Source organism: Chryseobacterium hagamense (genome assembly GCF_007991455.1).
Taxonomy (GTDB): domain Bacteria; phylum Bacteroidota; class Bacteroidia; order Flavobacteriales; family Weeksellaceae; genus Chryseobacterium; species Chryseobacterium hagamense.
Map to the genome: position 1 here is coordinate 180,170 of NZ_BJYJ01000005.1, position 11,451 is coordinate 191,620.

At 42.7% G+C, this 11,451-nt stretch carries 12 protein-coding genes; 5 read left to right on the forward strand and 7 right to left on the reverse strand.

Going from position 1 to position 11,451, the window contains the following annotated elements; genetic code table 11:
• Positions 1-47: 47 nt before the first annotated feature.
• The 5 genes from CHA01nite_RS08085 to CHA01nite_RS08105 all read left to right on the forward strand — a co-directional run bounded on the left by CHA01nite_RS08085 (position 48) and on the right by CHA01nite_RS08105 (position 5,947).
• Positions 48-1,268, forward strand: a complete 1,221-nt coding sequence (locus CHA01nite_RS08085; RefSeq protein WP_146940806.1) for a beta-ketoacyl-[acyl-carrier-protein] synthase family protein — start codon at positions 48-50, stop codon at positions 1,266-1,268.
• 4 nt (positions 1,269-1,272) lie between these two features.
• Positions 1,273-1,527, forward strand: a complete 255-nt coding sequence (locus CHA01nite_RS08090; RefSeq protein ID WP_146940807.1) for an acyl carrier protein — start codon at positions 1,273-1,275, stop codon at positions 1,525-1,527.
• Positions 1,528-1,631: 104 nt separating this feature from the next.
• On the forward strand, positions 1,632-2,516 hold the full coding sequence (locus CHA01nite_RS08095) for a lysophospholipid acyltransferase family protein (RefSeq protein ID WP_146940808.1): 885 nt from the start codon (positions 1,632-1,634) through the stop codon (positions 2,514-2,516).
• Positions 2,517-2,685: 169 nt separating this feature from the next.
• Positions 2,686-4,245, forward strand: coding sequence for a phytoene desaturase family protein (locus CHA01nite_RS08100; RefSeq protein WP_228458369.1), 1,560 nt, complete (start codon positions 2,686-2,688; stop codon positions 4,243-4,245).
• The gene (locus tag CHA01nite_RS08105; protein ID WP_146940809.1) at positions 4,229-5,947 is read left to right on the forward strand and encodes a C45 family autoproteolytic acyltransferase/hydrolase; all 1,719 of its coding nucleotides are present in this window, start codon (positions 4,229-4,231) and stop codon (positions 5,945-5,947) included. Before CHA01nite_RS08100 ends, CHA01nite_RS08105 begins: the two co-directional genes overlap by 17 nt.
• 583 nt (positions 5,948-6,530) lie before the next feature.
• Here the strand turns inward: CHA01nite_RS08105 and CHA01nite_RS08110 are convergent.
• The 7 genes from CHA01nite_RS08110 to CHA01nite_RS08140 all read right to left on the reverse strand — a co-directional run bounded on the left by CHA01nite_RS08110 (position 6,531) and on the right by CHA01nite_RS08140 (position 11,320).
• The gene (locus tag CHA01nite_RS08110; RefSeq protein WP_146940810.1) at positions 6,531-7,709 is read right to left on the reverse strand and encodes a DUF2062 domain-containing protein; all 1,179 of its coding nucleotides are present in this window, start codon (positions 7,707-7,709) and stop codon (positions 6,531-6,533) included.
• A gap of 4 nt (positions 7,710-7,713) precedes the next feature.
• Positions 7,714-8,190, reverse strand: coding sequence for a hypothetical protein (locus tag CHA01nite_RS08115; protein WP_146940811.1), 477 nt, complete (start codon positions 8,188-8,190; stop codon positions 7,714-7,716).
• Positions 8,187-8,567 (reverse strand): ApeI family dehydratase, encoded by a 381-nt coding sequence (locus tag CHA01nite_RS08120; RefSeq protein WP_146940812.1) that lies wholly within the window; start codon positions 8,565-8,567, stop codon positions 8,187-8,189. The genes CHA01nite_RS08115 and CHA01nite_RS08120 overlap by 4 nt, the downstream gene beginning before the upstream one ends.
• Positions 8,568-8,571: 4 nt before the next feature.
• Positions 8,572-9,174: a porin family protein gene (locus CHA01nite_RS08125; protein WP_146940813.1), complete on the reverse strand. Its 603-nt coding sequence runs from the start codon at positions 9,172-9,174 to the stop codon at positions 8,572-8,574.
• Positions 9,175-9,180: 6 nt separating this feature from the next.
• Positions 9,181-9,816, reverse strand: a complete 636-nt coding sequence (gene lolB2 / locus CHA01nite_RS08130; protein WP_146940814.1) for a flexirubin biosynthesis protein LolB2 — start codon at positions 9,814-9,816, stop codon at positions 9,181-9,183.
• Positions 9,782-10,408, reverse strand: a complete 627-nt coding sequence (lolA2, locus tag CHA01nite_RS08135; protein ID WP_146940815.1) for a flexirubin biosynthesis/transport protein LolA2 — start codon at positions 10,406-10,408, stop codon at positions 9,782-9,784. The genes lolB2 and lolA2 overlap by 35 nt, the downstream gene beginning before the upstream one ends.
• 183 nt (positions 10,409-10,591) lie before the next feature.
• Positions 10,592-11,320: a polysaccharide deacetylase family protein gene (locus CHA01nite_RS08140; RefSeq protein ID WP_146940816.1), complete on the reverse strand. Its 729-nt coding sequence runs from the start codon at positions 11,318-11,320 to the stop codon at positions 10,592-10,594.
• Positions 11,321-11,451: the final 131 nt, after the last annotated feature.

Sequence of the window (11,451 nt, forward strand, 5' to 3'; positions counted from 1 at the left end):
TCAAAAATTGTTACACGGTTACACCGATAAATTGTTACATTTAATAAATGGAAAACAGGGTTGTCATTACCGGAATGGGAATTTATTCCTGTATCGGAACTTCTTTGGAAGAGGTGAAGGAATCTCTATATCAGGGAAAATCCGGTATCTTTTTAGTAGACGAAAGAAAGGAGTTCGGCTTCAGGTCGGGGCTTACGGGCGTTGTTCCCAAGCCGGATCTGAAGAATCTCCTGAACCGCAGGCAACGGGTGAGCATGGGCGAAGAAAGCGAGTATGCCTATATTGCCACTTTAGATGCCCTGAAGCAGGCAGGGATAGATCAGAACTTTTTAGATCATAACGAGGTAGGAATTTTATATGGAAACGACAGTGTCTCCAAGGCTGTTGTAGAATCGATAGACATTGCCAGAGAGAAAAAAGATACGACCCTGATGGGTTCGGGAGCGATTTTCAAATCGATGAACTCTACAGTGACGATGAATCTTTCAACGATTTTTAAATTAAGGGGAATTAATCTCACCATCAGTGCGGCATGTGCCAGCGGGTCTCATGCTCTGGGGCTGGCTTTTATGATGATTAAAAACGGCTTCCAGGACATGATCGTGTGCGGAGGCGCACAGGAAACCAATAAATATTCGATGGCGAGCTTCGACGGTCTGGGTGTTTTCTCCGTACGGGAAGACGAACCGACGAAAGCTTCCAGGCCTTTTGATTCCGGAAGGGACGGATTGATCCCGAGCGGCGGCGGTGCAACGCTGATTGTTGAGAGCCTGGAATCGGCACAGAAAAGAGGGGCGAATATCCTCGCAGAAATCGTAGGGTACGGTTTTTCTTCAAACGGCGGACATATTTCGACCCCGAATGTAGACGGGCCGGCCCTGGCGATGGGAAGAGCTCTGCAACAGTCGGGCTTAAGCGCTCAGGACATCGATTACATCAATGCCCACGCCACTTCTACCCCGATCGGCGATGCCAACGAGGCCAAAGCAATTTACGAAATCTTCGGCGGTGAAGTTCCGGTAAGTTCCACAAAATCCATGACCGGGCATGAATGCTGGATGGCCGGTGCCAGTGAAGTAATCTACTCGATCCTGATGATGCAGAATGATTTTATCGCCCCCAACATCAACCTGGAACATCCTGATGATGAAGCCCAAAGGATAAATCTGGTGGCCGAAACAAAAAGTCAAAAAATTGACGTATTTTTGTCGAATTCTTTCGGATTTGGGGGAACCAACTCCGCATTAATCGTAAAAAAATATAATTAAAAACATGGAAAGGGAGAAAATTATCGCGATCGTTAATGATTTTTTAGTGAATGAATTTGAGGTGGACGGTGATGAGATCAGCAACGAGGCCAACCTGAAAACAACACTTGGGCTGGACAGCCTGGATTATATTGATATGGTGGTGGTTATCGAATCCAATTTCGGTGTAAAGCTTGGCGAAGCCGACTTCAAAAAGATGGTGACGTTTGATGATTTCTATACCACGATTGAAAATAAGATCACAGAAAAAAATAAATAATATATGAATGTAACATTGTAATAATATAACAATTTACCAATGCTTCATTGAATAATTGTTAAACTGTTACATCGGTATATTGCTACATTATTAAAACTAATACTATGAACAAATGGAAAGGTAAGTCCAGAGGAACCATCCTGGGATACAGGATTTTTGTCTGGTGCATCAGAAACATGGGTATCCGGAGTTCATATGCCGTCCTGTACTTTGTCGCTTTCTACTATTTCCTGTTCGAGAAAAAGAGCAATACCTATTACCGCTATTATTTCAGCCAGAGGCTGAAATACAGATACTGGAAAACCAAATTATCCTTATTTAAAAATTACTTTACCTTCGGAACGGTATTGATCGATAAAACGGCGATTTCGGCCGGATTACGCGATAAATACACTTATGAATTCGACGGAATCGAAAATCTCAGGAATCTTCTGGCCGAAAAAAAAGGCGGCGTGCTCATCAGTGCCCACATCGGGAATTTTGAAATTGCGGAACATTTCTTTGCCGATATCGATTTCGAATGCCAGATCAATCTGGTGACGACCGATCAGGAGGTTACCGTCATTAAAGAATACCTGGAAAGTGTTTCCGTAAAGGGAAGCAATATAAAATTCATCTATGTAAAAGAGGATATGTCCCATATTTTCGAGATCAACGAAGCGTTATCGAAAAATGAGCTGATCTGTTTTACCGGCGACCGTTATTTTGAGGGTTCCAAGTTCCTGGAAGGTGAACTGCTCGGAAAAACGGCAAAATTCCCGGCCGGGCCTTTCCTGATTGCTTCAAGGCTGGGGGTTCCGGTGGTGTATGTATATGTAATGAAAGAAAAGAACCTTCATTACCATTTGTATGCAAGGGTAGCCCAAAACGTTAAAAAGCGCGATGCCCAGGGGCTTCTCAATTCCTATATCCAAAATCTGGAATCCATGATCAGGAAATATCCCCTTCAATGGTTCAATTATTTCGATTTTTGGGATGATATTGATTAATTTTCCTACTTTTACCCAAAATAAAAACTAATATTTAACTTACCATTAACGGTTATGAATTGATCTGTAAACTGCAGTTACTGCAGGCCCCTGCCGGATATTTATTGCTTTGTGAATGTACATATTCATTGTTGCTCAACTTCTTGCAGGCTTTACTTCATTCATAATCATGGCTAACACTTTTTCCTTGAACAAAGAATTCGACATACTGGTAATCGGCAGCGGATTGGGAGGTCTTGTTTCGGCGCTTGTACTCGCCAAAGAAGGCCTGAAAGTCTGCGTCCTGGAGAAAAATAACCAGTATGGCGGCAACCTTCAGACCTTTTCCCGTGACAAGCTGATTTTCGATACCGGTGTCCATTATCTGGGCGGGCTGTCCAAAGGGCAGAACCTGCATCAGTATTTCTCCTATCTCGGGATCATGGACGATCTGCAGCTTGAGCAGATGGCTGACGACGGTTATGACAGAATAACTTTCGGCGATCATCAGACCGAATATCCGCATGCCCAGGGCTATGACAATTTTGTGGAGCAACTGGCTCAGCATTTCCCTGAAGAACGGGAAAACCTGCAGAATTACTGTGAAGAAATCCAGAGGGTCTGCAGCCAGTTTCCCAGATATAACCTGGTAGGAAAAGAAAACTACAACGAAGAAATCCTACATCTCAATACCAGAAGGTTTATAGAATCCATCACCCCTAACAGGACCCTTCAGTCGGTTTTACTGGGCTCGAATTTCTTATACGCCGGAGATTCTGAAAATGTACCCTTTTATGTACACGCCTTAACCGTAAACTCGTATATCCAGAGTGCCTATAAATGTACACAGGGAGGAAGCCAGATTTCGAAGCTGCTGATCCGGAGGCTTCGTGAACACGGCGCAGAAGTTCATAAACATTCCGAAGTTTCAGAATTCATCTTCAATGAAAATCAGGTCCTGACGGGTGTGAAAACTTCGGCAGGTAAAGAATACCGTGCAAAAAATTTTATTTCCAATATAGAAATCCGTTCTGCCATCAACCTGATCGGAGAGGACCGCTTAAAGAAATCTTTCCTGAACCGGATCAAGAGCTGGGAACCGGTATCCTCCTGTTTCAGCGTTTACCTGGTGCTGAAGCCACAGGCCATTCCGGAATTCAATTACAATATTTACCATTTTTCCAATGAGGAATCGGTGTGGAATGCACACCGGTATCAAAAAAATGCCTGGCCGGAGAACTATATGCTGTCTTCAACGCGGTCTAAACGCCACCCGGATTTTGCCGAAAGCCTGACGGTTATTTCCTATATGGATTTTGACGAAGTGGAAGCCTGGAAAAATACGTTCAACACCGTGGTGGAAGAGCAGGACCGTGGGGAAGGTTATGAAAAATTCAAGCTCGAAAAAGCGGAAAAGATGATTGCTGCCGTGGAAAAGAAAATCCCGGATCTAAGAAAGTCAGTTAAAAGAATATACACCTCGTCGCCTTTGTCGTACAGGGATTATATCGGAAGTTTTAACGGGAATATGTACGGCTATATGAAAAGCTCGGAAAATCCCCTTAAAACCATGGTCTCTCCGAAAACAAAGATCGACAACCTCTTTTTAACGGGGCAATCGGTGAACATGCACGGGATTTTAGGCTGTACCATCGGGGCTTTCAATACCTGCGGGGAAATCCTTGGCAAAGAAGTGGTTGATGAACGTCTGATCCAACTGATTAATAAAAATAATGGTGAAGAAAATTAGGATTTGCGGCCTGATCGAAAGATATCTTTCAAAGCGGCAAAAGTTTGCATTTCTCTGCTTCAGCCTGATCCTGAATCTCAGCCTTATTTCCTGCGGGGTACGAAAATCGGTGAACCACGTTCCCGATATCAAGCATTATTCCCTTGAAATTCCGAAGGTCGATAAGATTAATGATTCCACTTTCAGTTTTAATGAAAATTCTTTAACAAAAAACAGGCAGCAGCTCTGGGAATTGCGTGTCAAGGGAAACCCTTTGCAGCTGGGCTATAACAACGGTGCCCTGACGCAGAACCTGATGCAGAAACAGGAAGAGGTATTTTTCTCCAAAGTGGAAGGCCTTGTGCCGTCAAAATTCAAACAAAATCTTTTAAGAGGCTTTCTGAAATGGTACAATCGGAAGATGTACCTGAACATCCGGGAAGATTACCAGGCGGAATTGTACGGATTATCCCGCTATTCATCGGACCGATATGATTTTATAGCCTCTAAATTCCTCAGGAGCATGTACCTGCACGGTGCCCATGACATCGGCCATGCGATGCAGGACCTGATGATGATTGGCTGTACATCGCTTGCCGTATGGAATGAAAACACGGAAGACGGCAACCTGCTGATCGGCCGGAATTTCGATTTCTACGTGGGTGATGATTTCGCTAAAAATAAACTGATCGAACTTGTGGAACCGGAGGAGGGGATTCCTTACCTGTCTGTAAGCTGGCCCGGAATGATCGGGGTGGTATCCGGAATGAATAAGGAAGGAATTACCGTAACGATCAATGCCGGAAGGTCGAAGATTCCGCTGACGGCCAAAACCCCGATTTCTCTGGTAACAAGGGAGATATTGCAGTATGCGAAAACTATTGACGAAGCGATTGCCATTGCGAAAAAGAGAAAGGTCTTTGTATCGGAATCCATTATGGTAGGCAGCGCGAATGATAAAAATGCAGTGATTATCGAAGTTTCGCCGGATAATTTCGGCGTTTATAAAGTAGAGAATACAAATAAAGTTTTCTGTACCAACCATTTCCAGTCGGAGGCTTACAAAAACGATAGGAGAAACCGGAAGCAGATCGCAGAAAGCCATTCCGAATACCGCTACGAAAAGCTGCAGGAACTTCTGCAGGAAAACAAAAAGCTGAATCCCGAAAAGATGGCAGCCATTTTACGGGACAAATCGGGGCTGAAAGGGGAGAAGATCGGCTACGGTAATGAAAAGGCAATCAACCAGCTTCTGGCGCATCACGCGGTGATCTTTTCGCCTCAAAAGAAACTGGTTTGGGTTTCTGCCAATCCGTATCAGCTGGGAGCATTTGTCTGCTATGATCTGAATGAGATTTTTTCCGGTAGACAACCGGTCGACGGAACATTGGCAAGCCCTGAACTTACGATTCCCAAAGATCTTTTTTTGGATTCCCGGGAATTTAAAAATTATGAAGAATACAAATTTGCCAATGCTGAAATCAGTGATGCAGTAAACGATAAAACCATAGAACTCACTGACGGATTTATTCCGCATTACCAATCGCTGAACCCGGACTTCTGGCTGGTGTATTATGAGGCCGGAAAATATTATTTCAACCGAAAAGACTATTCCAGGGCAAAACCCGAATTCGAAAAAGCCTTGTCAAAGGAAATAACGACCGTTTCTGATCGTGAGAATGTCGAAAAATATCTGAAAAAGACGGAGAAGAAACTGAGGTGAGAAGTGAATGGTGAATCATTTTTTAATACTGCTGACTTTCAAAACGCCAAGTCCGCAAGGTTTTCTAAAAGGCAGAGCGTATATTTTTCGTTCGCTAAGGCACTTCGTTCAGCAAATGATAGCCATGAATAAAGGGATGGTAAATTTTGCTTTATAAATCATTGGTGACCGGAAAGTTTTCTGTGTATTAATAAATAGAAGACACCATTCTTTTATATCTCAATTATCTGTGTAATGGATTAATTATCAATGCTGTAAAAATTCCCCTCCGATCCGGAGGGGTGGCGAAAATTCTAAAAGAATTTTTGACGGGGTGGTTTTAAAATGATGAATTTTGCTTCGCAAATGAATGGTTAATAGTTAATTTTTTAAAACTAAAGATGAGCAGCCAATATTAGATTCATATCTCATCACTAAGTTTCGAAATTCACCATTCACCGGCAAAGCGGGATTCACTATTGATACCAGACTAGTATAAAAATAAAAGACTGCTGCCCTAGCCCCGATAGGAACGGTTACCCCGCAGCAGGCGTCAGGAAAAGCTTTGGCGCGAGGAGTAGAAGTGGATAGCGGGATAAAGCTTCTAGAAATCGGTTTTGTCCGGGCTTACTTTGTTCAGTAAAAAGTAGATGACAATCCAGGTCAATGCAGATGCCGAGACGGCCAGAATCATACTGCCAATGACATATTGGAGGAGGTTGTTTTTTACCAGGTCGAAATTCAGTTCCTGGCTGAGGAGGTTGCTGTTGCCGTCTACAAAGGGCGCTCCCAGAAACAGGGAAGCGGCGATAATAAACGGGATGAATGGCGGCAGGCTCACGTTGGAGGCAAAGAAGGCCAGAACTTTGTTGAGCTTGAAAAGGACTGCCAGTGAAATAACGATCAGCGTATGGAAACCCCAGAAAGGGGAAAAGCCTACAAAGACCCCCAATGCAAGGGAAAATGCTTTCGTCCGGTTGGTCCCGTCGCTTTCCAGCACATCTTCCTTAATAAATCTCCTGATGCTTTTTTTTCTGAAATTATTGATGAAATTCCGCGGGATGATGTACAGTAAAGTAATTGTCACCAGAATCGTATTGAGGATGCTGATGCGGGTAAAATCCTTAAACGGCCTGAAGTGCGATACCCGTTCCGCCGGATCATACAGCACTTTTACCGGCACGTTTTTTACCGGCACATGCCTCCAGGCAGTCCGTACGATGATTTCGATCTCAAATTCAAATTTCGGCGTAAAGTATTTTTTCGGAATTTTATGCAGCGGATACAGCCGGTAGCCGGACTGGGTATCTTCCAGCTTGATTCCCGTCTCGAACCAGAACCAGAAGTTGGAAAACCGGTTTCCGAAGCTGCTTTTCTTCGGGATGCCGTCCTGGGCCATGTTGCGGTTTCCGATGAGCAGAACATCTTCTTTTTCGGATAGCAGAGCTTCTACGAAAACAGGAATGTCATCAGGATAATGCTGTCCGTCGGAATCGATGGTAATAGCGTAATGGTAACCCAACTCTTTCGCTTTCCTGAAGCCGGTTTTCAGGCCGTTTCCCTTTCCTTTGTTTTCCGGCAAATGGATGACCTGAAGCTGAGGGTACTGCGCTAAGATTTCTCCGGTGGAGTCGGTAGAGCCGTCGTTGATCACTATGAGGTCCCGTGTATAATCGAGTACCCCGTCAATCACCCGTTTCAGGGTTTTCCCGTTGTTGTAAGTCGGTATTAAAACACAGATTTTCTTTGCGGAAATGGCATTCTGTACTTCGGGAAGGGTCATGGTTTTATTTTAGGGTTGCTCTTTCAGCAGGCGTGATGGTCTTGGATTGTGCCGCAAACCTTTTAATGTAATTTTTCAGGGCCGTGTTCTGCCTGCTGTAATTATTCAGCAGGAAAGCTTTATCGTCTTTCAGGCTTCCTCTGTACCCTACGATTTTCGGAATGTTTTCCTGAACGCTCATCCGGATGATCCTTAGTTCCGCATTATTGGGATTGTTTTTAATAACTGCCTCAAGGCTGGTGGCTCCGGACTTTACCAAATTTTTTCTATTGGATTTGGTAATCTTAGCTTCCATGATCTGTGCTGCTGCCTTATATCCCTGGATTGCCGCATCCGAGCCTGATGCTTTTTCTGCCAGATTAATAAAAGATTCGGTATTGGCATTGGAAGCATTGGCTTTTGCGTAGCTTTCCCTCAACGATTCGAGGTTCGACTGGAAGAAAAAAACGAAAGCGGTAATCAGTGAAAATATCAGTTTCATGAAGTCAATTTTTGGTAGTTAACAGACATCTTTAATGCAATAGTCCCGCCAAAAAAGGTGGTATTTTTTACCTTCACGTCTCCGTCGGTCTGGGTAATATCTAACTGCAGCTTCAGGTCCGGCGTTTCGAAAGGGTTGATGATTGCCATGAATTTGATGTTGGAAGCCGTCTTCAGAAACAGAGGCAGACCGGTAATTTCCTCGGAAAGTTCTTTTACGATCTGCATCATGCATACCCCGGGTGTTACAGGATTTCCGGGAAAATGCCCTTTGAAAATCTCATGGTCTTTATTCAGGGAGATGTAGGCCGTATAGCTTCCGTTTTCTGCCTGTTCGTAGGATTGCAAGGTGTAAAAATCGTTAAGGATGGTCTGCATACAATTATTTTTTCATGTTAAAGGTATAATAAACGCCGGCCTGGAAGGTAATGTTCGAATGGTCGTTATAGAAAGAATATACCGGGATAAAGCCTTTCTTTACCCTGGCTTCCACCCCGAAATGCTCCGTGATGTCGAATCCTGCCCCTGCTGTAATTCCCAGGTCGATTTCATTTGCGGCATCGAAGTTTTTCTGCTCTACCAGAAATTCCAGCGTCGGGCCGAAATGAATGTTGAATTTATTGAAATAAAACTTGTTAACCAGCTGAAGGCTTACATAAGAAGCTGTCAGCGTTTGTCCGTTCCAGTTGTTGATGTTCGTGTCCAGTTTTGCCCCCTGTCTTGAATAGTTGATCTCGGGCTGTAAAGCATAGAATTTCGCAAAGCGGATATTGCCGAAAAGCCCCAGATAGAAGTCGGCTTTTGTCTTAAATTCCATATTGGGGTCAGCATTGCCATAATAATCGTAATCCATGTAAGAATACCATTGTGCCTTATTGGTAAAATGTGAAAAATTGGCACCTGCCCGGATTCCCGGATTAAAAGTGACCTGTGAAAAAGCGAAGGCTGAAATGATTAAGGTAAATAAAGAAATAATTTTTTTCATGTGAAGTTATTCGTTTTCGGTTATCTGAAATAGTTTGATATTGATCTTATAATCTTTGTGCTGAAGGTTTAAACTGTCCGCGAAGATATGTTTTTTTGCATCAAAAGTAAAATCGATTTTTTCTTTACTGTTTTTCGTGTAAACGATCTGTTTCAGCAGTTTATTCTCTTTGTTAAAGAATAAATAATATTCCTTCTGATCAATTTTTGAAAGGTAAATATTGGAATTCCCGTTTTCAAAGGTTTCCGTAACAGGATATTGCTGTCTCAGGAGTTCCCTGAAGTCGTTTTTCAGGAAGTTGATGACAATCTTCTTATCCATATCGGGAAGTACATAATTGAGCTTAAAATCAGTTTCCGAAATTTCGAAATCGATTAATTTATTTCCGAAGTCCGAAGTCAGCACCACCCGGTGGGTCGTTTCATTAATCTTTTTTAATATCAGGATTCCGCTGACGTGGTTTTTGTAGATGTCCATCTGGCATTTATATACATAATCTTCCTTGGACGAAAAATAGAGATTTTCCACCGTCTTGTCCGTGTTCAGAACTGGTTTCGCATCTGCAAGCTTATAGCTTTTACAGGAGGCGAACAGAATGAAAACGAGGCTATAAACTGAATTCCGAAGCAGCAACCGGCGCATTGATCCTGGTATTTTTAAAAACGATATTGGTGGTGTCTCCCGAGGCTTCCGTCATATTCACCTGTGAAACCGTCGACTGGTTTTTCGGGAAATACAATTCAATCTGCTTGATGTATTTCAGCAGCTGGGCGGATTTCGGCGTAAACCGGGCAATGTTGGAACTGCCGTTTTTCAGATAGGCTACGGAAAATTCCGGATCGTTGAACATCTGTCCGTTGGAACTGCCGACAATTAATTTATTGATTTTCTCGAACGTTTTGCTCCTGGCATCCACGGCAGACTTTTTACCCTGATCGTTGATGAAAATTTTATTTTCCCTGAAAACGATGCTGTACTGATACGGTTTGGTATACTTCCAGCTCAGCATATTCGGGGTTTTTAAAGACATTCTCCCGTAGGTAACAATGTTTTTATCCAGGAAATCCATTTTCTTGGTCTGGGTAAAATCGCTTTGCAAAGTTTTGATTTCTTTGGTTTCAGAGGAGACTCTGGCAACGAATGCTTTGGCTTCTGCTCCTGACATGGCGGTGTTCTGGGCAAAGAAAAAGCCAGAAACGCATAATCCTATGGTGATGAAAATATTTTTAATCATTGCTTTATTTTTCAAGTGAACAAATCCTGTCTGACCTTAAAATTGCAAAGTTTTGAATCGTTTAATTAAAAATCTTTGATTTTTTAGCTTATATGCTCTTATTAAAGTTGCTCTATTATAAACTTCTATGAGCAGGACAAAATCTTTTGTGACTTTTGTGTTTCAAAATAACTTCTGCGTAAATTATTCGATGGTAAATGTCGAATACTTTTCACGCTCCAAAAATACTAATAAATTTACCAAAACATGATACGTTTTTTCCGAAGTGTCATGAAGGAGAATAATGCTTCCCGGCTTCAGTCCTTTGGTGACTCTACGGTAAATTCTGTTTTCGTCTTCAGTAACCGTATCCAGTGAGCGGACGTTCCAGCCGATGCTTTTTTTTCCGGTTTGCTTAATCGCTTTGGCAATATTCGGATTGGTCACCCCAAAAGGCGGACGGTAAAGATCGGTCTTTAAATTTCCAGCCTTCAACATCATTTCGTCACCCTTTTCAATTTCCTCAACCATTTTTGATGTGGATAAAAACCCGGTTTGACTGGAATGGGAATAGGTGTGGTTGCCGATCGTATGGCCTTCCGCAATAATCCGCCGAAAGGTTTCGGGATATTTTTCAATCTGTTTCCCGATACAGAAAAACGTTGCTTTTACATTGTTTTCCTTCAGGATATCCAAAAATTTCGGGGTAAATTCCGTCGGACCGTCATCGAAAGTGAGGGCAACCTCCTTGATTTTTGTTCTTCTGTGCGTGATGCTGTTGACAAAATAGCCGAGCCCGATATCAAAGGAACCCCATACCACTGTTGCGGAAAACATCAGAAAACAAAAGAGGTATACCCAGAACGTCCCGTGAAACGTATAGATAAAAACGTTGCAGAAGAGGTAGAACAGGATAAAGAAGTAATGTTTCATCTTTATTTTTTGAATATGAGGTTAAAAATAGCAACAACTTATATCTGTAATGTGCTTTCCTGAGTGAAACGCCTTTGCGAACGGAAAATATTGTCAAACTTTAAAAAAAAGCTTTGTGTTCTTTGCGTTAA

Bases quoted from the DNA above. Each gene is read 5' to 3' on its own strand.
- lolB2 (WP_146940814.1), bottom strand. From the start codon at position 9,816: ATGCGCCGGTTGCTGCTTCGGAATTCAGTTTATAGCCTCGTTTTCATT.
- CHA01nite_RS08110 (WP_146940810.1), bottom strand. From the start codon at position 7,709: ATGACCCTTCCCGAAGTACAGAATGCCATTTCCGCAAAGAAAATCTGT.
- CHA01nite_RS08100 (WP_228458369.1), top strand. From the start codon at position 2,686: ATGGCTAACACTTTTTCCTTGAACAAAGAATTCGACATACTGGTAATC.
- CHA01nite_RS08090 (WP_146940807.1), top strand. From the start codon at position 1,273: ATGGAAAGGGAGAAAATTATCGCGATCGTTAATGATTTTTTAGTGAAT.
- CHA01nite_RS08125 (WP_146940813.1), bottom strand. From the start codon at position 9,174: ATGAAAAAAATTATTTCTTTATTTACCTTAATCATTTCAGCCTTCGCT.
- CHA01nite_RS08105 (WP_146940809.1), top strand. From the start codon at position 4,229: ATGGTGAAGAAAATTAGGATTTGCGGCCTGATCGAAAGATATCTTTCA.
- CHA01nite_RS08095 (WP_146940808.1), top strand. From the start codon at position 1,632: ATGAACAAATGGAAAGGTAAGTCCAGAGGAACCATCCTGGGATACAGG.
- CHA01nite_RS08140 (WP_146940816.1), bottom strand. From the start codon at position 11,320: ATGAAACATTACTTCTTTATCCTGTTCTACCTCTTCTGCAACGTTTTT.
- CHA01nite_RS08115 (WP_146940811.1), bottom strand. From the start codon at position 8,190: ATGAAACTGATATTTTCACTGATTACCGCTTTCGTTTTTTTCTTCCAG.
- CHA01nite_RS08120 (WP_146940812.1), bottom strand. From the start codon at position 8,567: ATGCAGACCATCCTTAACGATTTTTACACCTTGCAATCCTACGAACAG.
- lolA2 (WP_146940815.1), bottom strand. From the start codon at position 10,408: ATGATTAAAAATATTTTCATCACCATAGGATTATGCGTTTCTGGCTTT.
- CHA01nite_RS08085 (WP_146940806.1), top strand. From the start codon at position 48: ATGGAAAACAGGGTTGTCATTACCGGAATGGGAATTTATTCCTGTATC.